At 61.2% G+C, this 25,244-nt stretch carries 26 protein-coding genes and 1 pseudogene; 14 read left to right on the forward strand and 13 right to left on the reverse strand.

Features of this window, described 5'->3' with window-relative positions:
- Nucleotides 1-486 precede the first annotated feature (486 nt).
- The 7 genes from ACOSV0_RS36905 (at nt 487) to ACOSV0_RS36935 (ending at nt 6,864) form a co-directional block, all read left to right on the forward strand.
- Nucleotides 487-1,680 carry an AlbA family DNA-binding domain-containing protein gene (locus ACOSV0_RS36905; RefSeq protein WP_434116263.1) on the forward strand — a complete coding sequence of 398 codons (1,194 nt, stop codon included), beginning with the start codon at nt 487-489 and terminating at the stop codon, nt 1,678-1,680.
- 22 nt (nt 1,681-1,702) lie between these two features.
- A complete protein-coding gene (locus ACOSV0_RS36910; RefSeq protein ID WP_434116265.1) occupies nt 1,703-2,758 on the forward strand; it encodes a TraB/GumN family protein in 1,056 nt (351 codons plus the stop codon).
- Between the two features lie 15 nt (nt 2,759-2,773).
- Nucleotides 2,774-4,648, forward strand: coding sequence for a phage integrase family protein (locus ACOSV0_RS36915; protein ID WP_434116268.1), 1,875 nt, complete (start codon nt 2,774-2,776; stop codon nt 4,646-4,648).
- A gap of 128 nt (nt 4,649-4,776) precedes the next feature.
- Nucleotides 4,777-5,235 (forward strand): hypothetical protein, encoded by a 459-nt coding sequence (locus tag ACOSV0_RS36920; protein WP_434116270.1) that lies wholly within the window; start codon nt 4,777-4,779, stop codon nt 5,233-5,235.
- Nucleotides 5,222-5,497 (forward strand): type II toxin-antitoxin system RelE/ParE family toxin, encoded by a 276-nt coding sequence (locus tag ACOSV0_RS36925; protein WP_434116271.1) that lies wholly within the window; start codon nt 5,222-5,224, stop codon nt 5,495-5,497. Before ACOSV0_RS36920 ends, ACOSV0_RS36925 begins: the two co-directional genes overlap by 14 nt.
- A 266-nt stretch (nt 5,498-5,763) precedes the next feature.
- A complete protein-coding gene (locus ACOSV0_RS36930; protein ID WP_434116273.1) occupies nt 5,764-6,252 on the forward strand; it encodes a helix-turn-helix domain-containing protein in 489 nt (162 codons plus the stop codon).
- Nucleotides 6,253-6,546: 294 nt separating this feature from the next.
- Nucleotides 6,547-6,864 (forward strand): hypothetical protein, encoded by a 318-nt coding sequence (locus ACOSV0_RS36935; RefSeq protein WP_434116275.1) that lies wholly within the window; start codon nt 6,547-6,549, stop codon nt 6,862-6,864.
- On the opposite strand, the pseudogene ACOSV0_RS36940 reads toward ACOSV0_RS36935, so the two are convergent.
- Nucleotides 6,861-7,049, reverse strand: a pseudogene (locus ACOSV0_RS36940) (SOS response-associated peptidase family protein); the annotation flags it as partial. The gene ACOSV0_RS36935 and the pseudogene ACOSV0_RS36940 sit on opposite strands and share 4 nt — an antisense overlap.
- A 239-nt stretch (nt 7,050-7,288) precedes the next feature.
- Here ACOSV0_RS36940 and istA point away from each other — a divergent pair.
- On the forward strand, nt 7,289-8,839 hold the full coding sequence (gene istA / locus ACOSV0_RS36945) for an IS21 family transposase (RefSeq protein WP_434116276.1): 1,551 nt from the start codon (nt 7,289-7,291) through the stop codon (nt 8,837-8,839).
- A gap of 15 nt (nt 8,840-8,854) precedes the next feature.
- Complete coding sequence (gene istB / locus ACOSV0_RS36950) at nt 8,855-9,604, forward strand: IS21-like element helper ATPase IstB (RefSeq protein ID WP_434116278.1); 750 nt, start codon at nt 8,855-8,857, stop codon at nt 9,602-9,604.
- A 15-nt stretch (nt 9,605-9,619) separates the two neighbouring features.
- On the opposite strand, the gene ACOSV0_RS36955 is transcribed toward istB, so the two are convergent.
- Nucleotides 9,620-10,441 (reverse strand): SOS response-associated peptidase family protein, encoded by an 822-nt coding sequence (locus ACOSV0_RS36955; RefSeq protein WP_434116280.1) that lies wholly within the window; start codon nt 10,439-10,441, stop codon nt 9,620-9,622.
- Between the two features lie 99 nt (nt 10,442-10,540).
- Here ACOSV0_RS36955 and ACOSV0_RS36960 point away from each other — a divergent pair, with 99 nt between their 5' ends.
- Nucleotides 10,541-11,152, forward strand: coding sequence for a hypothetical protein (locus ACOSV0_RS36960; RefSeq protein WP_434116282.1), 612 nt, complete (start codon nt 10,541-10,543; stop codon nt 11,150-11,152).
- A 228-nt stretch (nt 11,153-11,380) separates the two neighbouring features.
- Nucleotides 11,381-12,208 (forward strand): FkbM family methyltransferase, encoded by an 828-nt coding sequence (locus ACOSV0_RS36965; protein WP_434116283.1) that lies wholly within the window; start codon nt 11,381-11,383, stop codon nt 12,206-12,208.
- Between the two features lie 19 nt (nt 12,209-12,227).
- Here the strand turns inward: ACOSV0_RS36965 and ACOSV0_RS36970 are convergent, their stop codons facing one another.
- From ACOSV0_RS36970 to ACOSV0_RS37010, 9 genes are all read right to left on the reverse strand, one after another.
- Nucleotides 12,228-12,494, reverse strand: coding sequence for a hypothetical protein (locus tag ACOSV0_RS36970; RefSeq protein WP_434116285.1), 267 nt, complete (start codon nt 12,492-12,494; stop codon nt 12,228-12,230).
- The gene (locus ACOSV0_RS36975; protein ID WP_434116303.1) at nt 12,491-12,973 is read right to left on the reverse strand and encodes a DUF2778 domain-containing protein; all 483 of its coding nucleotides are present in this window, start codon (nt 12,971-12,973) and stop codon (nt 12,491-12,493) included. The genes ACOSV0_RS36970 and ACOSV0_RS36975 overlap by 4 nt, the downstream gene beginning before the upstream one ends.
- A gap of 245 nt (nt 12,974-13,218) precedes the next feature.
- A complete protein-coding gene (locus tag ACOSV0_RS36980; RefSeq protein WP_434116287.1) occupies nt 13,219-13,536 on the reverse strand; it encodes an XRE family transcriptional regulator in 318 nt (105 codons plus the stop codon).
- 19 nt (nt 13,537-13,555) lie between these two features.
- Nucleotides 13,556-14,098 carry a hypothetical protein gene (locus tag ACOSV0_RS36985; RefSeq protein WP_434116289.1) on the reverse strand — a complete coding sequence of 181 codons (543 nt, stop codon included), beginning with the start codon at nt 14,096-14,098 and terminating at the stop codon, nt 13,556-13,558.
- Between the two features lie 346 nt (nt 14,099-14,444).
- Nucleotides 14,445-14,855: a hypothetical protein gene (locus ACOSV0_RS36990; protein ID WP_434116291.1), complete on the reverse strand. Its 411-nt coding sequence runs from the start codon at nt 14,853-14,855 to the stop codon at nt 14,445-14,447.
- The gene (locus tag ACOSV0_RS36995; protein WP_179743684.1) at nt 14,852-15,076 is read right to left on the reverse strand and encodes a DUF3717 domain-containing protein; all 225 of its coding nucleotides are present in this window, start codon (nt 15,074-15,076) and stop codon (nt 14,852-14,854) included. Before ACOSV0_RS36995 ends, ACOSV0_RS36990 begins: the two co-directional genes overlap by 4 nt.
- A 43-nt stretch (nt 15,077-15,119) precedes the next feature.
- Nucleotides 15,120-15,314, reverse strand: a complete 195-nt coding sequence (locus ACOSV0_RS37000) for a hypothetical protein (RefSeq protein ID WP_434116293.1) — start codon at nt 15,312-15,314, stop codon at nt 15,120-15,122.
- Entirely contained in the window at nt 15,311-15,625 is a 315-nt protein-coding gene (locus ACOSV0_RS37005) for a hypothetical protein (protein WP_434116295.1), read from the reverse strand. Before ACOSV0_RS37005 ends, ACOSV0_RS37000 begins: the two co-directional genes overlap by 4 nt.
- Before the next feature lie 69 nt (nt 15,626-15,694).
- On the reverse strand, nt 15,695-16,108 hold the full coding sequence (locus ACOSV0_RS37010) for an antirestriction protein (RefSeq protein ID WP_434116296.1): 414 nt from the start codon (nt 16,106-16,108) through the stop codon (nt 15,695-15,697).
- Between the two features lie 221 nt (nt 16,109-16,329).
- On the opposite strand from ACOSV0_RS37010, the gene ACOSV0_RS37015 reads away from it, so the two are divergent.
- Nucleotides 16,330-18,318: a ParB/RepB/Spo0J family partition protein gene (locus tag ACOSV0_RS37015; RefSeq protein WP_434116297.1), complete on the forward strand. Its 1,989-nt coding sequence runs from the start codon at nt 16,330-16,332 to the stop codon at nt 18,316-18,318.
- Between the two features lie 267 nt (nt 18,319-18,585).
- On the opposite strand, the gene ACOSV0_RS37020 is transcribed toward ACOSV0_RS37015, so the two are convergent.
- Nucleotides 18,586-19,071 carry a conjugal transfer protein TraD gene (locus ACOSV0_RS37020; protein WP_434116298.1) on the reverse strand — a complete coding sequence of 162 codons (486 nt, stop codon included), beginning with the start codon at nt 19,069-19,071 and terminating at the stop codon, nt 18,586-18,588.
- Between the two features lie 218 nt (nt 19,072-19,289).
- On the opposite strand from ACOSV0_RS37020, the gene ACOSV0_RS37025 reads away from it, so the two are divergent.
- Both ACOSV0_RS37025 and ACOSV0_RS37030 read left to right on the forward strand, forming a co-directional pair.
- Nucleotides 19,290-22,118, forward strand: a complete 2,829-nt coding sequence (locus ACOSV0_RS37025) for an AAA family ATPase (protein WP_434116299.1) — start codon at nt 19,290-19,292, stop codon at nt 22,116-22,118.
- Nucleotides 22,119-22,978: 860 nt separating this feature from the next.
- Nucleotides 22,979-23,746: a replication initiation protein gene (locus ACOSV0_RS37030; protein ID WP_434116301.1), complete on the forward strand. Its 768-nt coding sequence runs from the start codon at nt 22,979-22,981 to the stop codon at nt 23,744-23,746.
- A gap of 188 nt (nt 23,747-23,934) precedes the next feature.
- Here ACOSV0_RS37030 and ACOSV0_RS37035 read toward each other — a convergent pair whose 3' ends face one another.
- On the reverse strand, nt 23,935-25,239 hold the full coding sequence (locus ACOSV0_RS37035; RefSeq protein WP_434116302.1) for a DUF1173 domain-containing protein: 1,305 nt from the start codon (nt 25,237-25,239) through the stop codon (nt 23,935-23,937).
- Nucleotides 25,240-25,244: the final 5 nt, after the last annotated feature.

The following is a 25,244-nucleotide window of genomic DNA, read 5'->3' on the forward strand; positions in this document are numbered from 1 at the left end:
TTGTAGCTTTGTAGCTTTGTAGCTTTGTAGCTTTGTAGCTTTGTAGCTTTGTAGCTTTGTAGCGCTTTGCCGTTACAACGTTATAGCGCTACAACCCTATAGCGTCATAGCGTTATAACCTCGCGAGTTTTGAGACACGCTGGGCACAGCCTGGATTGATCCGCGGAGGGGAGCGCACGGAGCTGGGCCTGCAGGCGCGGACGCGCGCGTTACCGACGGGAAGGCGTTCGTCTCAGTCACCTGCGGGAGAGTGTTGGCCCCGAGGCGTTGCCTACTAGCCCCGTCAACAGAAACGGAGGATAACCGGGTCGCGCGTTGCGCCCGGCTGAGAACGGCAGAGCGGGCAGGGTGGAGCAGCACCCTTGTCTGATAACTCCCATTATCAGCCTTGCGTTTAATGCCTATAATCTGCCGAATGCGCGTTACACCGCCCTGCCCGCCCAGTTTTATAAGGGTTTACCCTATAACCCCACCCGGAGCCCCGCCTTGATCCCCCGTGCCCGCCTCGACGCCGTCACCGAAGCCGACCTGCAGGCCCTCATTGACCACGGCGTGCGCGAAAGCCGTACGCTCGACTACAAGCGCGACTGGCCGGCCGACCGCGACGCCCGCCTCGAGCTCGCCAAGGACGTGTGCGCGTTCGCGAACTCGCTCGGTGGCGACCTCGTCTTCGGCATGCGCGAGGAGGGCGGCGCCGCGGTAGAGGTCGTGCCGCTGCGGCTCGCCAACCTCGACGCCGAACTGCTGGCGCTGACCAATGCGCTGCGCGACCTGCTCGAGCCGCGCGTGAGCGGCGGCCTGCACCCCCATCCCGTGCCGCTGGCCAGCGGTGGCCACGCGATCGTGCTGCGGGTCGCGCCAAGCCCTGGTGCACCGCATCGCGTGACGAAAGACAACCATTTCTACGCCCGCACCTCGGTCGGCAAGGAACCCATGGACATCCACGGTATCCGCAATGCGTTTGCGGCCAACGTGTCGCTGGCGCAGCAGGTGCTGGCGTTCCGCGATCAGGCGCTACAGCGAATTGTCCGACACACAGGGCCTGCTCCTGAACTCGCATTGCCGGCCTTCGTGTGCCACGTGGTGCCGGTCTCAGCGATGACCCGTCCCGATGGCCACGACGTCGACGCGCTGCGCGCAGCGGCCGTGAAACTGCAACCAGCGTCACCCAGCGGACATGCGCTGGAGCGGCCCATCATCAATCTGGATGGCGTCGTCTGCATGGCCGATCGCAATGCCGATGAGATGCAGACCGGCTATGCACAGCTGTACCGGGACGGATGCGTCGAGCTCGTCGATGGCGACCTGTTCCGCAGCGGCTACAGCCAGCGCGAGAACGAAGAACAGCCGGTGGTGTTTCCGGAGATCTACGAGCGGCCGCTCGTGCGTTATGGATTCCGGGCGATCGCCGACACACTGGCAACGCTGGGCGTCCCCGCGCCGGCCTATCTGATGCTGAGCTGGGTCGTGGCGTCCGGCACGCCGATCGCCGTGATGCGCAACCGGCATCACGCGGATTTCAGGCCGTTGCCAATACACCTCACGCAACTCGTGGCGCCCCCTGTCTACCTGGAGGATTTCGATGTTGACCCGCTGACCGTGTTGCGCCCCGCCTTCGATGTGTTGTGGAACGCCGTTGGCGTGGCGCACACGCAGACGGATTTTGAAGCGGCGAACTGACTGCCCACACCCGGAGACATGCATGCGCAAGTGGTTCATGAAGCTGGCCGGTGCCAGGCCTCACGCAGGAAAGACAACCGTCCGGGAGGAGCTCTGCACGCGGGAAACGGCACACAAGACCCAGCCGTGGCGCCCGGCCACCCTGATCCTCGGAGCGGCACTCGGATGGCTCGCGGCCAGTCCCGTGCAAGCGGCACCACCGGCCGGCGCCGATGCTCCGGCCTCTGAGCCGAAGCCCGCGACTGCGGGCGTCTGGGCGCTGTCGGTGACCGCGCCTAACGGGCAGAAGGACATCCTGATGGGCTCCATGCACGTCGCTGATCGGCACCTGCGGCAACCTGACCGGCGCGTGATCAGACAGGCCCGGGTCGTGGTCACCGAGCACCCGGGATTCGGCGACGCCACGGTGCCCGCTACACCGTGGCGCAAGGGGCTCGAACCCGCCGATATCGAGGCCCTGCGCGAGCACTTCAGCTGCAAGCTGCCGATCCGCGACGACACGCTGGTCAACACCATGATCGAGTGGCACCTCGCCCAGCCCACCCCGGTTGCGGCCGCGCAGCTGGCGGCCGACGGGTGCGATTCGGTGGGGTATGAGTCCCGCGACACGATCATCCAGCTGGCGCAGCAGCGCTACGGGGTCACGCTCAGGCATCTCGAGACGGACAGGGACGCCGTCGGGTTCGAGAAACGCGTGCCTTGGGACACCAGCGCCCGCAGCATCCACTTCGCACTGTCGAACGGATACGCGATCCTGCAGGCCGATGTGGTCGACGCGCTGAACAACGGCGACTACACGAAGGTGGACAGGATTGTGCGGCGGTCCCTCGCGGCCGCCGGCATGGACGCCGGGACGTTCTACAACGTGATGGTCCGCGAGCGCAACGCGGCCTGGATGCGGACCCTGCCGCCGCTGCTCGATGCCGGCGGCGCATTCGTGCTGGTCGGGGCCGAACACCTGCCTGGTCGCGACGGCCTGATTACTCTCCTCAGGCAGCGTGGCTATACCGTACAGCCCGTGCAGCTGCCCTCCGGAACCGGCACCACGGCCGAGGCCTACGGCCCGGATCCGGATTAGGCCCGGAACACTGCCATGGCAAACCAGCCCCAGCTGCTGACCGTCCCGCCGCGGCGCACCTATACCCGTGCCGATTTCACGGCGCTGCGCGCGTTCGTCCAGCAGATCCCGCCCGCGACGATCGCGCGCCTGTACTACGATCCCGACATCGCGCCGCACGCGGCTACGCCCGAGACGATGGCGCATTTTCTGCGCACCATGCGTGACGAGCTGGTGCAGCTCGCGCTGCTGCACGGCTCGCCGGTCCTGGCCGATCACCTCAAGACATCGATCCGCAAACACGGCAGCGCGAAACTCACCGCCGTCTCATTGCGTATGGTCGAGGACGCCTCCCGGCTCGCAGCCGCAATGCCGGCGCCGCTGCACGCCGTCGGTTTCTGGTTCCGGCCACTGATCGCGCAGCGGCTGGCAGGGGAGGGCATCATGACCCTGCAGGCGCTGGTCGACTACTGCAACACGCACGGCGGCAGCTGGTGGCGATCCGTGCCGCGCATTGGCCCGCTGCGCGCGCGAATCCTGGTGGCCTGGCTGCGCCGGCATGAGGCAACGCTCGGTATGCGGATCGCAGCCGACGTCGACACGCGATCCGGCTGGCCCATCGTGTCGGCTAATGAGACAGTGGTCATCGGCGGCGATCCGGCCGCGCCACGGCTCGCCCCGTTCGAACGGATGGCGGTGCCGACGGAGCTGTCCGGCGGCGACGGCCCCGGTGGTGTCAGTGCGCGCGGCACCAATCGCGCCGGGGCCTTCGCGTTCATCAGCGCGCCGCACGATCTGGCCGCCTTGCACGCGTACCTGCATCGGTACCGCGACCGACCGGCAACCTTGCGCGTCTATACACGCGAGCTCGAACGTTTCGTGCTGTGGGCCGTGATCGTGCGCGGGGTGGCAGTATCGTCGGCAACTGTTGAGGATTGCGAAGCGTACAAGGATTTTATGGCGCAACCGTCACCGGCGTTCACCGGCCCGAAGCGGCCGCGCACCAGCGGCCGCTGGCGGCCGTTCACCGGCACGCTCTCGGCCGACAGTCAGGCGTACGCGGTGCGCGTGCTGCGGGCGGCGTTCCGGTGGCTGGTCGAGGTGCGCTATCTGGCGGGCAATCCGTGGCATGCGGTCCACGATCCTGCGACCGTCACCCAGGAGCTGCGCGTGCAGGTCGATCGCGCCCTGCCGGCGACACTCTGGGCGCAGCTGCGACACGCGCTCGATGACGCCTGCGCGGACACGTCATCGGTACCGGCTGCGACACCGGACGCGCGGCAGTGGCGGGCCGCCCGCGCGGCGATCCTGCTGATGGGCGACTCGGGTGTACGGCGTAGCGAGGCGGCCCAGGCCACCCGCAAAAACCTGCAGCCGGCCGACGCCTCCGCCGGCAGTGCGGCCGGTGATTCGGCGCGGATCTGGACGCTCACCCTGGTCGGCAAGCGGCGCCGGCAGCGCACCGTGCCGGTCAGTCCCGACACCGTTGCGGCGCTGCGCGCACACTGGCGCGATCGCGGCCGCGACTTCGACGCCCGCGACGCGCACGGCCCGTTGATCGCGCCGCTGGTCGTGCCAGCCACGCGCGATGCGCAGCGCAGGCACACGGACATCAATGAAATGCCCTACGCGGTCGACGCACTGGGACGCCTGGTCCGGACCGCGATAAAGCGGCTGGCGGTGCAGGGCACGCTCCCGGCCACATGCTCGACGGACGATCTTGCCCAGCTGGCCACCACGTCCGCGCACGCGTTCCGGCATACATTCGGCACCCAGGCAATCAAGCAGATGCCGCCGAACGTCGTACAGGCGATTCTCGGCCATACGTCGCTGCAGACCACTTCGATCTACACGCGCGCCGAGCGACGGCAGATGCTGGATGCTGCCGAGCGGTTTTACTCAGCTGACTGAGTAGACATCGCCCAGTGGGGGCGCCAAGTGGCCGTATCGGGAGTGTATGACCAGCAGACGTCGGACTCGACAATGATTCATTCCACGATATATTATTAGTCGTGGAAACATTATTTATAGGTTGCGACATGAAAACGCTAGATGTGTCCCAGGCTACGGCCGCCGCTCACGCTGGTGGCGTCCTGTCGGCCATCCTGAAAGCCGAGGGTGATTCCTTCTATGTCGAACTGGAAACCAGAACGGCCGGCACCGCCGTGCTGGTCACCTCGAACAACCGTCGCCCGCGCGCGTTCCGCAACCCGGTCAAGGCGCTCGAAGTGATCCGCGAACTCGGATTGCAGAGCGGGCGGTTTTCGCTCGAAGCCTGGCGGCCGGATGAAATCGCGTTAGACCGGCAGGGCAGGCCCGATCGTGCCGAGGCGATGAAGGCCACGCATGCGAGCGCCGCCGCTTACGACAAGTGGGTGCGCCAGCAGGTACAGGAGGCGATCGATGACCCGAGTCCGACGATCGCGCACGACGACGTAATGAAGAAGGCCGACGCACGCATCGAGGCGATGCGGAAGGGCAAGCGTGCGAAGTCTTGAATGGAAGGTACAGGCAGAAAACGACCTGTTTGACATACTCGACTACATCGGTCGCGACAACCCCGATGCGGCCGTGGCGCTTGTGCAGAAGATCCGCACCAAGGTTGACGGCCTGCGCGAGCGCCCGACGCTGTACCGCGCCGGGCGCATCCGCGGCACCCGTGAAATGATCGTTCATCGCAACTACATCGTGTTCTATCGCACGAGCGATGAAGTGGTGACGATCCTGCGCGTGAAACATGCACGCCAGCAGTGGCCGTGATAGGGAGGGGCGGCCGTGGATGCTGGCCGGGGCGGCCTGAACGTCTACACCGGGAGGTGCCAGTACCCTGCCAGGGGAAGCACCGAAGGCCTCCCAAAGTAAATGCTATACGGAGCAGATACACCTGAGTAGACGCAATGGCGAATACTCAGCAGATAAGGCGGGGGGAGTCCTGCCAGACGCCCCCTGTCCTGTCCCGAAGGCTTGTCAGATGAAGGCGGCGCCGCGATACTTCACTCAACGCATCTGACGCAGGGGAAAACGAAATGGCCGCAGCCACCAAACCACTAGCTACAACCGCTATCGACAAGAGCGTGGCGGCAAAGTGGTCCGCGCCGCTCGCAAAGGCTGGCTGGACCTCGTTTCCCAACATCATTTTCGAACGTCAGCAGGCGCTCGGTCTGACGCCGCTCGATATCAACATCCTGCTGCATCTGGCGGGTTACTGGTGGAAGCCCGGCGAAAACGCGCATCCATCGAAAGCGACGATCGCCAAGGCCATCGGCGTTTCGCCCAGGACAGTGCAGAAGCGCATTGCGGCGATGGAGGCTGCCAAGTTTATCCAGCGTATCTACCGCAAGACCGGCGTGGGCGACAACGACACGAACGAGTACGACTTTAGCGGCCTGATCGAGGCGGCCAAGCCCTTTGCCGAGGAAAAGATCGCTGAGCGCGAGCGTCGGCAGAAGGAGCAGGCAGACCGCCTCACGCGCAAGAAGCCCCTGGCAATCGTCAAGGGCGGCAAAGCAGATTAACGATTACACGGTGTAGCTCAATGGATCGAGCGCCGGCGCTTATACCGCTCGCGGAGAGCGGCTGTTCGATGAGTTGGTTAGCACCTCCATCGTACAGCGTCGGAGATCCGGGTTCAAATCCCGGCATCGTTTCCCTTTTCACTGCCTCCAATCGGCCTCATACAGCCGAAAAGTCAATGAAACGGACGGACACATACGCCCTGTGTCGCACCCATGAAAACGTTTCGCTGGTAACCAAGCACTATATCGTGCGCGCAAGCACGCGATCGACCTTTCGTAACCCTGAAAAACAATATGGACAACAAAGATCTGAACCTTCGTGCGGGCCTGGGTGCCTTCGCGGATGAGAATGGCAACACCTCGGTAGACCTTGAAACGTTCGACGTGGTGAATCGTAACGAAGACCTCATCCTGTTGCTGATAGCAACAGGTATCTCTTTTACCCGGCCCACAGATGAATTGATTGGCGCAGAAGCGGGCATGCAACACCCGCCCATTGAAGAGCGGATCGTGGACGACGATCTGCTGGCCGCAGCCCGGCGCGTCGCAGCGAGGGTCGCGGCCAGCTGGGTAACGGACAAAGACGTTAAGCGCTATAAGGCAAGAACCTAAGCAGCCAGCCGATGCTCGTAGTAGGGTCGCTCGCGATCATCGAGGATCGCATATTGCGCGGCAAGGTTCGCCGGATCTGGACTGAGCCACGCGTCGACGTTCCCGGGCTTGATTGGGACGATGCAGCGATCGTGGCCAGCAGCGGCTACCTCTGGCGGAGGCTCGTCAGTGATCGCGGCAAAAGACTGCGTATTTCGGCGAAGCCGAACAGGGATTTCGGTTGATGACGAACAAGGTTTTTGCTGGATGACGAACAGTCATTTCGGTTGAAGCCGAACAAGAACGCAGGTGTTCCGAAACGGCTGTTCGGCTTGCCGAAATGAGCGTTCGGCAGACCGAAACGGATCGTCGGTTTCAGGTTGGCGGTGCTGCGTGTGGACCAACCCGCTGGCATTAAGGTAGCTCCCTTTGGGAGATATCGACGATGCCGGCTCACCGGACAACCATGCGCAGAATCAAGGAAGTACTCCGCCTGAAGTGGGCATGCAATCTCACTCACAGACAAATACAGGGCGCGCTGGGCGTCGGCCTTGCGACGATCACGCAGTACCTCCGGCTTGCCAATGCCGCCGGACTCGACTGGACAGCAATCGAGCCGCTGGACGAGGATGAGCTTGAGCGGCGGGTGCTGTCGCCGGCAGCACCGCCCGTCGTGGCGAAGCGGATCGAACCGGATTGCAGCGCGATTCATCGCGAACTGCGCCGCAAGGGCGTGACGCTGCAACTGCTGTGGGAAGAATACGTCGAGGCCCATCCCGGCGAACGCACGTACGGCTATACGCAATTCTGGCGGCGGTACAAGGACTATGCGCAGACGCTCAAGCGCTCGATGCGCCAGCAGCACCGCGCCGGCGAGAAACTGTTCGCCGACTTCGCCGGGCAGACCATGCCGATCCTCGATCGCACCGGCGGCGTCGCGTTTGAAGCCCATATCTTCGTCGCCGTACTCGGCGCATCAAATTACACGTATGCCTGTGCGACGCGCTCGGAGACAACATCGGAGTGGATCGGCGGGCTGATCGACGCGATGGAATTCTATGGCGGCGTTCCTGAGATGCTCGTCCCGGACAATCCTCGGGCGCTAATTGCAAAGCCAGATCGATACGAGCCGGGGCTCGGCAGAACCGCGCAGGACTTCGTCAATCACTACGCAACCGTGATGCTGCCAGCACGGCCGCGCAAGCCACAGGACAAGGCAAAGGTCGAAGTCGGCGTGCAGATCGTGGAGCGATGGATTCTCGCCCGGCTGCGCAATCATCGCTTCTTCAGCCTCGCCGAACTGAACCGGACCATCGGCAAGCTCATCGCTGATCTGAACCAGCGCCCGTTCAGCAAGCTCGAAGGCAACCGTCGTCAATGGTTCGAACGACTGGATCAACCGGCATTAGGCGCGTTGCCGGCCCGTCGGTATGAAATCGCCTCGTTCCAGAAGTGTCGCGTCAACATCGATTACCACGTCGAGGTCGACCACCACTACTACAGCGTGCCGCACGGCCTCGTTCGTCAGGAGGTTTATGCGCGCGTCACACGCCATGGTGTCGAAGTCCTGCATGGCGGCAAACGCGTCGCCGCCCACGCGCGCAGTCGTCTCAAGGGCAAGCACACCACGCTGCCTGAGCACATGCCGGTGGCCCATCGCGCCCACATGGAATGGACGCCCGGTCGCCTTCTGAACTGGGGCGCATCAATCGGTCCCGGCGCCGAGACGATCGTCAACCACCTGTTGACCAATCGACCGCATCCCGAGATGGGTTACCGGGCCTGCCTCGGACTGCTGAGCCTCGCCCGCAAGTATGGCAAGGAGCGGCTGGAGACTGCCTGCCAGCGGGCGCTCGTCATCGGCTCGCCGACGCGCCGCTCCGTACTGTCGATCCTCAAATCAGGCCTGGACCGGCAGTCGGCGCTCCCGTTACAGCTCACCTCATGGCAATCCCCCGAACACGAGAACGTGCGCGGGTCCGACTATTACCACTGACCTCAGGAGGTCACGATGTTGATGCAGCAAACCCTCTCCCAGCTCAAAGCTCTCAAGCTCGACGGCATGGCCCGTGCCTTCGAGGAGCAGGTCTCGCTGACCGCCAGTTCGAGTCTGTCCTTCGAAGAGCGCTTTGGTATCGTCGTCGACCGCGAACTCGCGTGGCGCGACACGCGGCGGCTCGAACGCCTGATGAAGGCGGCAAAGCTGAAGAACCCGCAGGCCTGCATTGAAGACATTGAATACCGTCAGAGCCGCGGGCTCGATCAGCGCATGGTCGCAACGCTTGCCGGCTGTGACTGGATCCGCAACGCCCAGAACATCATCCTGAGCGGCCCGACCGGTGCGGGTAAAACGTGGGTGGCCTGCGCGTTTGCCCAACAGGCTTGCCGGCAGGGATTCTCCGTACTCTACGTGCGCGTCGCCCGTCTGTTCGAGGAACTGAAGATCGCGCATGGCGACGGCAGCTTTACCCGGCGGCTGGCACAACTCGCGAAGATGGACGTCCTCTTGCTGGACGACTGGGGTTTGCAGGATCTCGATCAGGGAGCCCGCAACGATCTGCTCGAGGTGCTCGACGATCGCGTGGGCACACGCTCAACAATCATCACCAGCCAGTTGCCGCTCGAACACTGGCATGCGTGGCTGCAGGATCCAACACTGGCCGACGCCATTCTCGATCGCCTCGTTCATCAGGCACACAAGCTGCCATTGAAGGGAGAATCCATGCGCAAAAAGAACAAACCCGATGACACCGTAGCCTGATTCCGAACACTCACGCTACAATTCATGCACTACGCAGTACCGCCCTCCAGCTTGTTCGGCTTCGCCGAAACGCCTGTTCGCCATCCCCGAAATACGCACAAAAGACCAAAGATCAGGTTCGCCTGGTATCGCCGTGCGCGACCATAGGCACGCGACCAGCATCTGTTGCGCCGGCGTCGGATCGAATTGCAAAACCAGCTTTTCCCCATTGCGATCGACATGCTCGTAGAAACGATTGACGATCATGATGCCGTGGTTGTAGCCGAAGAGCTTTCCCCAAACCCGCTGCAGGTTGTTCCGTCGGGCATTGTAGGTCCCTGGCTTTTCCTTCTCCATCTCCTCGGTCCAGCCCGGCAACCGGCAGCGATAACGCATCGGGACCACAACACGCTGACCATCCTGAACGATCATGACCGGCGCATACCAGCCAGGATAGATCCGCGAATCGGCATCCTTCAGGGTCGTGCGCTTCAGGTCAGCGAGCCGGCGCACCGCGGCGTCGATCTTGCTGGAGGCGATCCGTTTGCTTTCAGCAGCGGCTTTGGTCGCCTTCGTTTCCAGACTTCGCTCCGCCTTGGCGAGTCGAGTACGCTGCTCAAAAACCTCCTGTTCGAGCCTGGTTTTCCGCTGCGCATTGTTCCCGGCAATCAGCGCCTGGACACGCCGCTCGCCATCGGTCTGAGCCTGCGAAAACGCCACCTCCATGGCCAGCGGGGCCTTCATGTCGCGCCCGCCGTGTTCCCAGTACAGCTCTGCGAACTCCCGCAAGCTCAGGACTGCGCCGAACATCTTGACGTACTTTTTGTAGTCCGCCTCGATCTGGGCCGAATAGCACACAGCTACCTCCACATACGGGTATGCGAACTGATGGTATCGCATTGAACTCCGGGGAGATTATACTGTATATTTGTACAGTGTTTTTTTTCAATCATCGATATGTCCCGCAAGCCTGAGTGCAAGCCTCCCACAATCTACGAGCTGCGCGACCTCTGGCACCGCTACCGCGGCAATGGTGTAGTCCAGCGTCTGATCCTCGAGATCCAGCACCTGCGTGGATTCGTGTGCGAGATTCAGGCACTTTACGAGGTCATCCAGCGATGCTGGTACGAAGAGACGGGCGAACAGCTGGTTGCACTGGGATGTCTACGCACTGAGTTGCAGGCGGAACTCTTCCGCGCCGGTGTCGTCACCGACGCACCGAAACCCCGGCCGCTGCCGGCATTCATACCGCCATCCCGGTATGACCTGCGCGGACTGTCCGAGCACTCTCGCGGCGACGAATCCATCCAGACCCTGATTGAGGAGATCTGGCACGCGCGTTCGTTCGTCCTGCGTGTGGAGGAGCTGCGCCTGGTCATCGAGCGCTGCTGGCGTGCGGAAACGGATTGCGACCTGGCCGCGCTGGTCGAACTACGGTCGCGCATCGAGGTTGAAAAAGAACGCGCCGGCGTTATCGTGTCGGCCGAGCCTGCGCAGCGTGAACAACACGGATTGACCGCGCGCATTGCTCTCGATTTTGACGGCCTACCTGAGGAGGGCCGCAGCTGATGCAGACACAAATGCGTTGAATGAAGACGCCGCCCCGCCCGCGGTTTGTCCAGATATTTTCATTGCCGTTCTTACTCTTTGGACTCCCAAATGGATCCCGACCCGCCCGCATGACAGAATAGCGCCCATGCGGAATAGGGAATCTCATTTTCACCGCTAATTTAGCGGCAAAATCTTCGGCGCCGAATAAAGTGCCGTAACACGACAACATTTTCAGGGCCACAGATCATGTCCTTTCCGCTCCGTCCCATCGCTTTTGTTCTTGCCGCATCCAATCACGGCAGCATGATCGTGAATCGCAATGACCGTCACGTCGACGACAAGAGCCGCCCCTATGGGGTTGGCTTCCAGATACTCGACAAGTCAGGCTTTGATGAAAGCGAAGTAAGCCTGATGCTGGCATTGCTGAACTGCCGACACAAACATTTCGGCAGCGGTGTCGTCGCGGTGGACGGAGGCGCCAATATCGGTGTGCATACGATTGAGTGGGCACGCCATATGTACGGCTGGGGGCACGTCCTGGGATTCGAGGCGCAAGAGGTTTTGTATTACGCCCTGGCGGGTAACGTGGCGTTGAATAACTGCATGAATGCGCGCGTCAAGCTTGCTGCGCTCGGCGGGCAGTGCGGCGAGCTGGTTGTACCGCAGCCAGACTATTTCATGCCCGCGAGCTTCGGCAGCCTGGAACTGCGCCCCAAGCCTGACAACGAATTCATCGGGCAGCACATTGCTTACGATGCCGCAGCCGGCAACGCCGTTCCGATGGTCAGCCTGGATTCCCTTGGTTTAGAACGCTTGGACCTTCTGAAACTGGACGTCGAGGGAATGGAGCTCGAGGTGTTGGGTGGTGGCCGGTCTGTGCTTGCGAAGCACCGCCCGATCATGCTTATCGAAGTCCTGAAATCTGATCGTGCGGCAATCGAAGAATTTCTCCGCGGCTTTGGCTACCGTGTTTTTCCCGCTGGGCGCCTGAACATCGTCGCAGTGCACGCGGCGGACCCGACACTCAATCAGATCACCGTCAAGAACGGTGAGCCAATTGTAGCGACGGAGTAATGAGAGCCGCCGAGCGGTCTCAGGCAGACCGGCGCCTCACCGCAATGCTGGCGATCGCGACCAGAGTCAAGGCTATAAGAAAGCTGATGAACAACATCGTCGCAATCAGAATATTTCCATCGCCCGTAATGCCTATTGCGTTACAGAATCTGAACAGCGGCTCAAACGCAGCCCAGCCGCGACCGTCAAGGAACCATTCGTTGACACGTCCATTGCGCGCTATACCCAAATAGACGGGGAAGGTCAGAACCAGGGCGGCCGCGCCGCATATAGTCGCCCGTTTCATCGAACGGTTACCCTTCCGTAGTAATCGATCTGCGTGCCTGGTATCTTCGCCGGCGTCTGCGACTTGAGGTATGCACGCAATTGATTGAACTGCAAGGGATGCGGCAGCGTGATGCATCCCTCGCTAATCCCCCAGTACCCGACCGGATGCAGCCGGAAATTGCCACGCCGCACACCATTGACTACGGTGAAGTCATCAATCACACCATCGTTTCTATACAGCGAAAACCACTCTGCCCGATGTGTGCCATTCAGGGTGTCCGCGATTATGTCGTTCACAGGACCATGACGACCGCCGCTTTGACGGGCAACGATGTAATAGGTGCCCGTTGGCAACGGCCCGTCCTTCGCAACCGATGTCGACCCCGGATCGTTGACATATCGCCCATTGCCGGAAAATGCTGGGACGCTACCGAAACCGGGACAAAATAGGGCCGACATGTGTTGTCGATTAAGTGTGAAAAAACATTCGGCCGGCACGATTCCTCCGCAAGGTGTATTGGATACATCAGACGAAACAAGAATAGCAGACCAGTTCAATCTCGGAAAACTGGTGTCTTTCCGGGCCTGTTCAGCGCATCGCATCGACAGCATGTTCGAGTATCCTGAAAGCCTCTCAGGTTCTGGCCGGCCTCGAAATATAGCCAGGACGTTCAGCCGGCGCGTCTCAGTGCGCCGGCTCTCTTTTTTCGCGTAACATGGTGACAGCAAAACGTAACGCCTTGTCATTCGTCATCGGGCGCTGATTCAGCCATACCACTCAACCCCAATTCAAGAGTTTTGCCGCGCCAGATCGCGCCAAGGCCCGCCATATCACAGAGGATTGCCCACGCTATGTAGGGAACTGGCGTTTCTCCGCTTATCCAGCGTCTGACCTGGCGGCCGCCATGCTCACTCAAGCCGAGTACCCTGGCAAGAGCCCGGCCCGACAGACCGATGCGCCGCACCACCTCCTGAACTTCAGCGCCTCGAGGCCGCTCCCAGCCCTCATCCGCCGGGAGCAAACACTCGGCCCGAATGGGTGTATGAATATCAATCGTCATTTTTCTATCGCCTTTTTTCTTAGTCGTACTTCCTGGATCGGGCGGATCTTCGCGCCCGGTCGATCGCGTCCGCAGCGACCTTTTCCTCCAGCCGTAATCGATGCGCGCGGAACTCATGTTCTGGCCACCGCTCTTCGCATTCCCCGAGCGCCTTGACTGCCTGATCGCGAGTCATCGGGTGCGTGTACCCCGGCCATTGTTCGTACACATCGCCGCCGGCACTCGCCGCCGCCCGTATACGTACGACACGCTGGATGATCCAGTCGTCCGTCCAGATTACGGGGGCCGCCGAAGCTTCAATGGCATCAGCGCCAACCTCCGGCAGGTTGCGCTCATCAAAGTGTCGCTCTCCGGTCGACGTGTCGAACAGCGTAACGATCGCGTCGCCGAATCGTTCCTGCAGGTCAACTGCATCTCGCCATGCCTTCCCTGGATCGTCGTATTCCGCCGGCGTATCGCCAAGCTGCGCGTGCCTGAACCCGACCGCCCCCCACTGGTCAAAGCTGAGCACCACATCGACGTAGCGGTTCGCGTCGTCATCCCAGACCTGCACTCGAAACATGGTGCCCTCCTGATCCTGATCGATTCATTGCTGCGTCTGTCCTCGATCCAGCCCCCACGGCTTCGCCGCGGTGGAAACACGCAGCCTACGGCTGCTTGACGACCCCGCCCACAGTTACACTGAGCCTCACCGGATCGCCCCTCCGCTACCGCTGCGGGTCGGCGCTCTCCCCACGCCTACCGGCGCGGGTCCCCGTGCGCCTCGATCCGGGCGCGCAGGCGCGCGCGATGCGCTCCCGGCCAATACAAGTCCTGGTTTAGCAGGAAGGGGGTTGCCCGGCACAGATGCTTGCGATCGGGCTGGCGAACCAGAGCCTGTCAGCCTCGGACACAGACACACCTAGCCATTACCAGCCAACGTAGTTCAGCAAAAGCTCCGCGATCAACTTGCGGCGAACTAGATCCAGCCCCGACAGGTCGGAGAAGCCCCTGATGCCCGCTTTCTCCCACAGAAGAACGCTATCGTGCGAGTTGTAGAACGAATACAGCGCGGCAAGGAAGGTGCGCTCGCCACTGCTGAGAACACCGAAGGCATCGAGAATGAGCGCGCCATTGGGCGCAAGCGCCCATTTGTCTTTCGCGTTCTCAACGGCCTCTCTGGTGCCTTCTCCGAAATACACCGGACCGGCCAGCATGACAGCCTGTTTCCATGCCTCAAAAAACCGCGCAGGCGCGGCGGTAAAGTGGGCGTCGCTTTCCTCCTGCTCGCGGCGAAACTGTTCGAGCACTTCGGGGGGGAATTTCGATTCGTCTGTCATAGCGGCAACTCCTGTTGATAAAGGGCAGTGGTCACAGCTTCCACCTGCTCGGCAGACAGCGAAGACACGTCGATGGCTGTTGCGTGTGCGTAAATCATCCCGCCATAGATATCGGCAAGGTGACGCGCTTTCGGGCACAGCGCCGCGTCTTCTCCTGACGCCTGGCGGTTGCGCCATATATTGATCGCCTGTTCAATCTCGGCAATTGTAAAGGTTGGCATGGCAGGCTCCGAAGCCCGCGCGTGAGCACGCGGGCAGTTCAGGTTATCGGGCGAACAACACTTCGTAGAGTCCGCTCCGGTTGATCGACATTTCGGCATCCGGCAACTTCGCCACACCGCAGATGAAGTCGAACGGGCCGCAGTACGGCAACATTTCAAGAACCGTCTGATTGCCGAACCATGTGCGCAGCACGTCGCCGCGCTTCAGATCGCAACCCCGTTTCAGTTCTGTCGTCATGCGGCACGCTCGCGAGTGTGGCGGACCGCTTCGTGAACCGCGACCAGCGGCGCGCGGGGTGGTACGCGATCAAACTCCGAAAGCGCGGCACGCGCGATCGCGCGAAGCTCTTCGCGGTGCATGTCGATCGCATGACCGTCCCGGTCGAGCATGTTGGCGATGCGGTGCAGCGCGTCGGCTGTCTTCGCCGCCGCATCCGCCGACAGCGCCATACGGAACAGTTCAGCACGCACGATTTCACGGTCCCCGTACTGGTAGACGGCCAGCAAAGGCAGTAGTGCGGTCAACCAGGTTGGGCGAATTTGCGTCATGTCCATTTCTTCCTCACTGATTTTCAGGGAAGGTAAGGGAACCCCAGCCCGCAGGCCGGGGCTGGTTGATTAGTCGATAGCGCGGAGAATGTTCGCAGCCTCTGCGTGCTGCGTCGCGTAGGCGCGCAGTTCGTGGTAGTGCTCAATGATGCTGTCATCGAGACACTTTTCCGCCAGATGGCACAAGGCAAACAGCGTGACGACGATGCCGAAGGCGTCCGCGCCCATCATGTCGCTGTAGCCGTTCATATGCCACCGCACATGCACCCGTCCGCAGTTCGAAGGGGCCATATAGAAGCCGCCGTTCGACAACTGGAAGAAGTCCCACGAACCGCCGTTGTAGGCACTCGAAAGGCGCGCAGCCCAGTCGTACACGAACGCCTCGCCCTGGAGGTATTGCGCGCCCAGGTAGTGAGGAAGGAAATTCAGGCGCAACTCATCAACAACAACGTTTGAAGAGATTCTGGTTTCATTATCAATCACGGTTATCTCCGGTTATGGCCATCGCAACATGCGAGGCACAACTTAATTATAGTGACATTTTATCCTAACAAAATGATATTTTTATTTTTATTTTAAATCACTTTTATTGTTTAATAAAAAATTTCAAATGATATTCAACAATATAAGCTTTAATTAGGTCATTTTGTCCGTATAATGGTTGTGTGCCTCGCATGTTGCGATGGCCATAACCGGAGATAACCGTGGATCAAATCGTTGAAAATCGTGCAATCGAAACCGTTGTCGAAAGCCATTTCGGCAACGACACCCAGATCGAGTACGTGCCGCTCGGTCTGCTATGCAAGTCGCTGCACAACGTGCGCCGCAAAGCGCCTACCGGCATCGAGGCACTGGCCGAGAACATCGCTGCGGCAGGCGTCATGCAAAATCTCGTCGCCCATGAGATGAAGGCGCGCGGCAAGCAACGCAAGCTGGGCGTATGCGCGGGCCAGCGCCGCCTGCTTGCACTCGAACTGCTGCGCGCTTCGGGCAAGGCCGATAACAGCTATCTGGTGCCCGTCAAGATCGTGAGCGAAGCCGACGCCGTCGCCGTGTCGCTGATCGAGAACCAGCAGCGCGAGCCAATGCATCCGGCGGACGCCTGCGAAGCATTCCGCCTGCTGGTCAATGAAGGCCGTACGGTGGACTACATTGCGGCGTTATTCTCGCTGTCTGAAATCCAGGTGCAAAGGCACCTGAAACTTGCGAACGTGTCGCCTCGCCTGATCGACGTCTTTCGCGATGACGACATGACGCTGGAACAGATCCGCACGCTTGCACTGACGGACGATCACAAACTGCAGGAACGCCTGTGGTTTGACGCCGCCCAGGCGTGGCAACGCAACCCGGCGCAGCTGCGCGCCGCGATCACGAACAGCGAGATCGATGTGTCCGACAGCAACCTGGTTGCGTTCGTTACGCTCGACGCGTATGAGGCGGCAGGCGGCCACGTTCGCCGGGACCTCTTTAGCGACGAGCAAAATGCCGGGTATGTGACCGACGCCGAACTGCTGCATCGCCTGGTGGCGGAAAAGCTGGTTTCAGTCGCGCAGACCTTGAGCAACGAGGGCTGGCTTTGGGTGGAGACACGCGTGCGCCGGGACTTTGGCGAAATGGCCCGCTTTGGCCGGTTGCCGTCGGCATCGCGCGAGTACACGAAGAAGGAAAAGACCGAACTTCGCGCGCTAAAGAAGGCGAGCGAACAGGCCGCAGCGGAACTGAACGCGTACTACGTTTCCGAGGACGAACCCGAAGACGACGCCCGCCGCGACGCACTGGAAACCGCAGCGGACGCCGCTTCCCAGGCGCTGGACGACTTTGCTGAACGCCTCGAAATCTGGAGCGACGACCAGAAGGCGCGTGCCGGTGCATTCGTGACGCTCGACCATGACGGCAAAGCCGTGATCGAGCGCGGACTGGTCAAACCCGAAGACCGGGCCAACGTGAACCGCGAAGGTGTGACGGGTGCTGACGAACTGCCAGCGCCAGCAGGAAAGCCGCTGCACGGCAAAGACCTCAGCAGGCGATTGACGGCACACCGCACCGCCGCCGTCCAGATCGAACTTGCACGGAACCCGGTGGCCGCACTGGCAGTACTGATGCACCGCCTGATCCCGGTTGTGTTCGATGACCGCTATGTCTGCGTCTACGACCAGCATGCCGCCGACGTGCGGGCCACATGCTCACACAACCGCCTGTTGCAGACAGCGGACGACATGGAAGCCAGCGCTGCATGGAAGGAGATTTCGGCCGAGCGCGAAAAGTGGGCCGCGCTGCTGCCGAAGCGTTTCAGCGATGTGCTGCCCTGGCTGATGACGCAGAGCGAAGACGTGCTGAGCAACCTGTTCGCCTTCTGCGTGGCCGCGACCGTCAACGGCGTGAGCGAATCGGATGGCGCACACCCGGTGAACGTGCTGATGAATCTGCTGAACGTCGATATGACGCAGTACTGGATGCCGACGCGAACGAGCTATCTGAACCACGTTTCGAAAGCACGCATCGTTGACGTAGTAGCGCAAGCGCTCTCCCCCGAAGCGGCGGCACCGCTGGAGAAATTGAAGAAAGACGCAGCGGCAGAGACAGCAGAACGGTTGCTGGCTGATGCACGCTGGTTGCCCGAGGTGCTGGTGAGCCGGGAAACGCCGGTCGTATGGGATGACGACGAAGATGAGGAGGAGGAAGAAGCCGCCTAAGCGAGCCGAGCACCGCGCCCCGGAAGAAGCTGTGCCGGGGCGCTGATCGATACCGGCTCATTTTCCAGAATCCCTTTTTATGCCTCCGGCGCGTCGTTCCCCACGACGCGCTTTTTCTTTTTCTGCAAGCCCGAAGCCACGCAGACCGCTGCAATATCGCGCGCGCCTGCGCGCCCGGATTGAGGCGCACGCGGACCCGCGCCGACAGGTCGGGGAGGCGCCAACCCGGAGCGCTGCGCAGGGGCGATCCGGCTGGGCACCCACACGCTACGCGGGGGTTTGCTCCACCGCAGCCGCTTTAGCAGCTACCTCCGCGCTGGCCTGCGACTCCACCTTTTTCTCATTTTCGCGCTCAGCGATGAAAGCATCGCCACGTTTCTTGAGCGTGTGCTGCAAGTCGTCGTCCGTCCTGAACTGATCGAGTGCCCATAGCAACGCGCCAGTCAGCGTGCCGCGATCCACCGGAAAATCAACCATCGAGACGATGCCGCCGAGTTCGATCAGTTCGCGCGTGCGGGCCTTGCGTTGATCTTCGCGCCGCGCGCTCAGCATGCGGGCTGCTTCGGCCTTCATCGCGTCGGCCTTCTGGTTAATCTTTTCAAGTCGGACCAGCTTGTCTAACTGGCGGGACTCCTGCGCGGTCGGATTCAGAATCGCGGCCAGTTCGACCAGCAACGATTGGGTAGCGGTGGGCGACTTCAAACCCTTGATGTACTGGACGTGTTCCGTGAGCCATTCTGCCTTTGCCATCATTTCTCTCCTGGATCAAATTCACGTTGCATCGAGCGACAGCGCAGACCGACCATCGACCCCTTTCTGCCAAGCCATTCCGGATTATGAAAACCACAAAAACGAGCTATCAAGGAAGCGCCACCCGGCAGTATCTGGCGAGCAAAGTGAGTCAAAGCGCGCTTCCGCGTTTCTATGCTAGCATAGAAACAGCTTATGATAAGACCAAAGCCCAGTCGCCAATGCCAACGTACCATCTAAGCGTGAAAGCAGGTGGGAAAGCCGCCGCAGGGGAACACGCAAAGTACATTGCGCGGGAGGATCACTACGCCTACATTTCTCGCGGTGGGAAGTTCGAGGAGCGTGGCGACCTGAAGATGACCGAGAGCGGGAACATGCCGGCATGGGCCGTGCACGACGCGAGCATTTTCTGGCAGGCAGCGGACACCTACGAGCGGGCGAACGGCCGGCCGTACACGGAGATCGAGGTTTCGATTCCGCGTGAACTGGACGATGAACAGCGCGTCGCGCTCGTGCGAGAATTCGTTGAACACACACTCGGCGAGCGGCACGCGTACACGTGGGCGATCCACAATCCGGCAGCGAGCGACGGACTGGAACAGCCGCACGCGCACATCATGTTCACGGAACGGGTAACCGACGGCATCGCACGCGATCCAGCGCAATACTTCAAACGCTGGAATTCGAAGGAACCTGAAAAAGGCGGCGCAGGGAAAGACCGCTATCTGAGCAGCCGGCAGTTCGTCCGTGATGTGCGGGAAGAATGGGCCATCACGGCCAATCACTTCATGGCGCGGGCTGGCATCGAGGCTCGCATCGATCATCGCAGTTACCGGACCCTAGGTATCGATCTGGAGCCGTCGCTGAAAATCGGGGTTGCGCGCTACGCGGGTGAGCGTGGCGTGATGGCAGGTGTACTGGAGGAGAACCGTCAGCGCGCGTACCGCAACGGCCAGCGGCTGCTCATCAACCCGGCGATCGGTGTCGCCGCGCTGACGTTAAATCAGTCTACCTTTTCACGTCGCGACGTCGAACAGTTCGTGTTTCGCAATACCGATGGTGCCGATCAGTTCCGGCAGGTTTACGCGCGCCTCATGAATTCGAAGGAACTGCTTGCACTGAAGGATTCTGGACGGGCGGGAGAATGGTTCACGTCGACGGATCTGCGTGCGATTGAGGTGCGGCTGGTCGATCGTGCTCGCGCAATGAGTCGCGCCAGCGACAGCGCGACGGGCGACGCCGCGGTGCGTGAAATGTTGCGCGCAACCCGGAAGTTCAATGCGGGACAGGATGCCGCGTTTGTCGCGCTCGCCAGCGGCGGCCAGCTGGTGGTGGTGAATGGCGCAGCGGGTACCGGGAAGAGCTATGTGCTCGCGGCCGCACGCGAAGCGCTCGAGGCGGACGGCCTGCGCGTGATCGGCGCAGCGCTGCAGGGCAAGACTGCCGACGACATGCAGCGCGATGCCGGCATTGCGAGCCGGACGCTGCACAGTCTGCTTTCGGGCATCGGACGAGGTACGGTGACGCTGGACGCAAAAACCGTTCTGGTGGTCGACGAGGCCGGCATGGTCGGATCGCGGCAGATGGAAAAACTGCTGGGCCACGCGCAGACGTCCGGGGCGCGTGTGCGCCTGGTGGGCGACGCGTGGCAGCTGCATGCGGTCGACGCGGGCGATGCTTTCCGCGCCGTGTCGCGTGAGGCGGCCGCCGCAAACCGGCTCGAAAGCCTGACCGAGATCAAGCGGCAGGACGAGGCCTGGCAGCGCGAAGCAACGTCGGCGCTGGCCCGGCACGATGTGCCAAAAGCCGTTTCCGCCTATGCGGAGCGCGGTGGCGTTCAACTGTACTCGACCGTCGCCGATGCGCGCGAGCAGCTGATCGCGCAATGGCAGGATGATCGCCAGGTCAGTCCCGGGAAGACCCAGCTGCTGCTGACTCACACCAACGAGCAGCGCGAGGCGCTGAATGCGCGCGTGCGCGAATTGCGACGGGCTGCCGGCGAGCTGGGCGCCGAACAAACCGTGCGGACCGAGGAACGGAACATTACGATCGCCGTCGGCGAGCGGATCATGTTCCTGCAGAACGAGTACGTGATGCAGGTGAAGAACGGAACACTGGCCACCGTCGAACGGATCGACGCGCCGGCGGACAGGAAAGCGGCGGGCGCCGTGCTTCACGTGCGGCTCGATGATGGCCGGCGACTGGCGGTCGATACAGCGCAGTACGGCCATTTCGATCACGGCTACGCGCTCACGGTCCACAAGAGCCAGGGCGTGACGGTCGATCGCGCGTACGTGCTGGCCACGAAGAGCATGCACGCCGAGCTGGCCTACGTTGCGATGACGCGGCACAAAGAGAAATTGATCGTGACGGCCGGACGCGACGAGTTTGCGGACGGCGCGGCGATTATGCGCAGCCTGTCGCGTGCCGACGAAAAATCGTTCAGTGCGCAACATGAGCTGCAGCCGGAGCGCGATCGCCGCCCCGAACTGGGCTACCGGCACACGCTGAACCAGCGCCGTGCCGAATTCTCCAATGCGCCGCGGCCGCAACGTGCGGAAAAGACGCTCGGCCGTGCAGTCGAGCAGTATGCCGATGCCCTCTCCGCCGCGTCGGCCGCAAACCGGACCGGCAAGCCGGTTCCGGCGAAGGATCGTGCGGCGCTGAAGCGGGCGGGTGTTGGACTGAACCGGCTCGATCCGGCGATGCGCCGCGAGATCCGTCAGGTGGTCGAGCGGGATGATCGCGCTTGGCGCGCGCTCGTTGAGCTCAGCGGCTCCGCGCGCGCGGCTGCGCTTGTCAATGAGGTAGCACAGGCCCGAGCGCAGCGCGCCGGCATCGACACGCCAGCAGCGGGACACCCGCAACGGTCGTTGCCAGCCACCGAGTCCCGGCGTTTCGCCGACCTGACGTCAGAAGAACGTCAGGAGCGGCGCAACGAGTTCAAGACTCAGCTGCGCGAAGCGGCTGGCCAGCCGGTTGAGCGGCATAAGCCCCCGCGTGAGCGCACGGCATCGCGTGGTCGTGGCGGGCCAGAAATCGGTGATTAATTCGATTATCAGGATAATTGCTCAACTCGGAGTGGACAAATTGATTTACTCACAGCCCTATGTTTGGGCGAATGCCCCATCGCCGGCTCGGAATGCTGTTGTTTTACAGCCAGCGCTTAATCAGGCGCGAGCTTTTTTATTGTTGTTTCCGGCTAAAAATATCTAGTACCACTTGATATTGTCGCGATAGCGGATTACCGCCCTCTTTGTAGACTTCTTGGGCCTTCGTGGGCGATAGTGCTGGCAGGGCAATCAGGCGAGCACGCGAGCGCGTTGATTTACGGGTGCGTCGGAGGCGCGCCCGTAAATCTTTTATCGCGCACTTAGGGATTCGGCGGCCGTAGGCCGGCGTAGCCCTTAGTGCCTGCCCCGCAGAAGCCTTGGTGAACGGGTTTGGTTCCTTCGATCCTCTTTGAGGACTGGATAGAAGCGTGCGTAGCACGCGCAGGCCGACGCGTAGCGTCGGGGCGGAGGACCGTAGGTCCGTAGGGTAGGCGCTTTTTGAAGCGTGGCTGAAATGATGTCGCGTAATTATGTTCAAACCTGCGGTGAAGGTGGTACGTAGTGTTTGTAAATAGGTTTGTAGAGGTTTGTATACGCGCGAAAGCCTTGCTAGGAATGGGTTTGCGGCGTATTCATCTGACATTTTCCCACTGAAAAATGACGTTTACCCACTTAGTCGGGCGAATTCCCACTGTTGTCCACAGGCGTCTATTCTGACGTTTTCCCACTGGCAGGGGATATCTAGCGAATTCTGACGTTTTCCCACTGAACCCAATTTCTGACGGCATCGGATGTTGACAGAATGTGGGTTGTCTGCCATTGTCGAACCGTGTCAGGTTGAGTTGGGAAATGTCAGAATGAAAGCACCGGCAACACTCCAAGAAATGCCCGATAACGCTCTCTCCGAGCGGTTCGTTAACATGAGCAATGCCCTTACGCGTGCAGCCCAAGGCCTCAAACTGATCGAGAAGCGGCTGATATCTGCCGCGATCGCCCAGAGCGACTCGGTCGAGCTGCGCAAGCTGGCGGCCGCCCTGGGACCAAACGAAGGGTGGCGGGTAAAACTGTCCGCGCAGGAATACGCAGCGGCCTTCGCGGTGGATCAGGCGACGGCTTACGGGCAACTTCGCGAAGCCGCGGAGTCCATCTTCAACAAGTACATCCGCACCGTAGAGCAGACACGTCGAGGCGAAAAAGAGCGCAAATACCGGTGGACCTCCGGAAATACGTATCACGAAGGCGAAGGGTGGGTCGACGTCAATTTCTCGCCTGAGGTCGCGCCGTTCCTATTGGGCCTGCGCAAGGAATTCACTACCTACAAGCTCAAGCATACCGCCGCGCTGCGCTCCGTCTACTCGTGGCGCCTGATGGAAATGTTCGCCCAATATCGGGACACTGGGCTGGTTCGTATTAGCTTCGACGACTTTTGTCATGCGATGGATGCGCCTCCGAGTTGCGTCAAAGACTTTGGCCAGATGCGCCGGCGCGTAATCGACGTCGCTGTCGACGAGCTGACCGGCAAGGATGGCCTGCTTATTGAATGGAAGCCAACCAAGCAAGGCGGCCGAAAGGTCACGGGCCTGGAGTTCCGGTTTAAGCCGAATCCGCAACTATTCCTTATCTGACGTGAACGGATGACGCCCGACTAAGTGGGTAAACGTCAGAATAGGGGCTCCGAGCGCTGCGGAAACCCCTACTTCGTTTCTTCGATAATCTGGCGTGCATCTACGCTATCAGTGCATGGCCGGAACCCTTTTTGCACTTTCGCGCATCCGTGGGGGGCTTAGCCCAACACGCCAGAGCAAAGCGATCCTCATTCCCATGCAGACTCCTGCGCGGCCGACGACGTGACCGCATCCGCTGCAGCCGCATTCGCTTCGTCCAACCTGTTTCTCGAGTGCGGTGATGACTTCGCTTCACGGCTTACCGTCGGCGGCGGCAGTTCCGGCATCTCTTCCCCCGCACGCCAGATCCACGACGGCATGTCGCTTTCCTCGATCAGGCTCGACAATGCATCCTCGTCTTCCTGCTCAACACCCGGCGGCTGCACATACAGCGCAACGGGCTTCGGCAATACGTCGGCTAGAACCGCACACGCGAGTGGCTTGTTCTCCGCCAGGTTATACCGAAGACCCTTCACGAAGCGCCGTTTGTGCACCGTAAGTGCATCGAGCATCAGCTTGTCGTATGCATGCTCGAAGGGAATCCAGTTGGACGACACGACCATGACGGCAAGCGTCTCGATGGACGCGATGCCGGTCGGGCTCAGGCCGAATGTAGCAATGGAAACGAGATGCGAATCCTCAATGCTGTCCCACAGCGCCAGTTCGTTCACAAACCGTTTCTGGAGCCTTCGATGCAAGTCCTCGCTCAACATGAACGGAAAGTCTGGAAGGTGCTTTGTGACGATCTTGAAGCCATAGCGCGACTCCGCAATCTCCTTCACTTCTCCGATCGCAATCATCAATTTGCGGGCTTTCTTGCTGGTAGCCAGCTCGGCCATGTGCGCAATGCGTCGCTGCGTAATGCCTGCCGCCTGTTCCAACGAGAACGACTCGGGCACATACAGTGACCGCCCCAGCGGCTCCCCCTTTGAGACCTTACCGGCTGCGGCCTGCAGAAGGAATTTGCGCACGACGTACCAACTGCGCTTGCCCTCCATCGCCGGATACCAGCGATTCAGGCCAGCTTCTTCCCACAGATAGTGCAAGGTGCCGCGCAGCGTCAGTTTTGCCCCGTCTGTGCGCACCGTATCGGCCGCGGCGCCTGATGGCGCTGGGGCTGCCCTACCCCCTGTTTTCGAGAGGCTGAAATCCAGCTTGAGTGTGGTGATGCCATCCTCGATGTTCTCCTGTATAGCCTCACCTTTCACCTCGCCTAGCCCGGACAGTTCCGCTGGCGGCTCGTATGACACGCAGTCCGGCGCATGTGCGCCTCCCGTGTTCGGCATGCGTTTGATCACATGGTGCTCGCCGACTTTTGCAACGTACATCGGGACACCTACCGGCGTACACATGCACAGCGGCCGCACCTTCTCGCCATGCGCATCGGCCAGATAAGCCTGCAGGTCATCGGCATTAGCCGCGACGATTACATCGTCAAATCGATATTCATGCATGGTGC

This window comes from Paraburkholderia caffeinilytica (assembly GCF_051027425.1).
Lineage (GTDB): Bacteria > Pseudomonadota > Gammaproteobacteria > Burkholderiales > Burkholderiaceae > Paraburkholderia > Paraburkholderia caffeinilytica_A.

Coding starts and splice junctions, on each gene's coding strand:
- istA (WP_434116276.1), top strand. CDS start 7,289: ATGCCGGCTCACCGGACAACCATGCGCAGAATCAAGGAAGTACTCCGC.
- ACOSV0_RS36930 (WP_434116273.1), top strand. CDS start 5,764: ATGGCCGCAGCCACCAAACCACTAGCTACAACCGCTATCGACAAGAGC.
- ACOSV0_RS36985 (WP_434116289.1), bottom strand. CDS start 14,098: ATGTTTCGAGTGCAGGTCTGGGATGACGACGCGAACCGCTACGTCGAT.
- ACOSV0_RS36970 (WP_434116285.1), bottom strand. CDS start 12,494: ATGAAACGGGCGACTATATGCGGCGCGGCCGCCCTGGTTCTGACCTTC.
- ACOSV0_RS36910 (WP_434116265.1), top strand. CDS start 1,703: ATGCGCAAGTGGTTCATGAAGCTGGCCGGTGCCAGGCCTCACGCAGGA.
- ACOSV0_RS36960 (WP_434116282.1), top strand. CDS start 10,541: ATGTCCCGCAAGCCTGAGTGCAAGCCTCCCACAATCTACGAGCTGCGC.
- ACOSV0_RS37005 (WP_434116295.1), bottom strand. CDS start 15,625: ATGACGCAAATTCGCCCAACCTGGTTGACCGCACTACTGCCTTTGCTG.
- ACOSV0_RS37025 (WP_434116299.1), top strand. CDS start 19,290: ATGCCAACGTACCATCTAAGCGTGAAAGCAGGTGGGAAAGCCGCCGCA.
- ACOSV0_RS36990 (WP_434116291.1), bottom strand. CDS start 14,855: ATGACAGACGAATCGAAATTCCCCCCCGAAGTGCTCGAACAGTTTCGC.
- ACOSV0_RS36965 (WP_434116283.1), top strand. CDS start 11,381: ATGTCCTTTCCGCTCCGTCCCATCGCTTTTGTTCTTGCCGCATCCAAT.
- ACOSV0_RS36935 (WP_434116275.1), top strand. CDS start 6,547: ATGGACAACAAAGATCTGAACCTTCGTGCGGGCCTGGGTGCCTTCGCG.
- ACOSV0_RS37030 (WP_434116301.1), top strand. CDS start 22,979: ATGAAAGCACCGGCAACACTCCAAGAAATGCCCGATAACGCTCTCTCC.
- ACOSV0_RS36980 (WP_434116287.1), bottom strand. CDS start 13,536: ATGACGATTGATATTCATACACCCATTCGGGCCGAGTGTTTGCTCCCG.
- ACOSV0_RS37035 (WP_434116302.1), bottom strand. CDS start 25,239: ATGCATGAATATCGATTTGACGATGTAATCGTCGCGGCTAATGCCGAT.
- ACOSV0_RS37020 (WP_434116298.1), bottom strand. CDS start 19,071: ATGATGGCAAAGGCAGAATGGCTCACGGAACACGTCCAGTACATCAAG.
- ACOSV0_RS36915 (WP_434116268.1), top strand. CDS start 2,774: ATGGCAAACCAGCCCCAGCTGCTGACCGTCCCGCCGCGGCGCACCTAT.
- ACOSV0_RS37000 (WP_434116293.1), bottom strand. CDS start 15,314: ATGACGACAGAACTGAAACGGGGTTGCGATCTGAAGCGCGGCGACGTG.
- ACOSV0_RS36995 (WP_179743684.1), bottom strand. CDS start 15,076: ATGCCAACCTTTACAATTGCCGAGATTGAACAGGCGATCAATATATGG.
- ACOSV0_RS36920 (WP_434116270.1), top strand. CDS start 4,777: ATGAAAACGCTAGATGTGTCCCAGGCTACGGCCGCCGCTCACGCTGGT.
- istB (WP_434116278.1), top strand. CDS start 8,855: ATGTTGATGCAGCAAACCCTCTCCCAGCTCAAAGCTCTCAAGCTCGAC.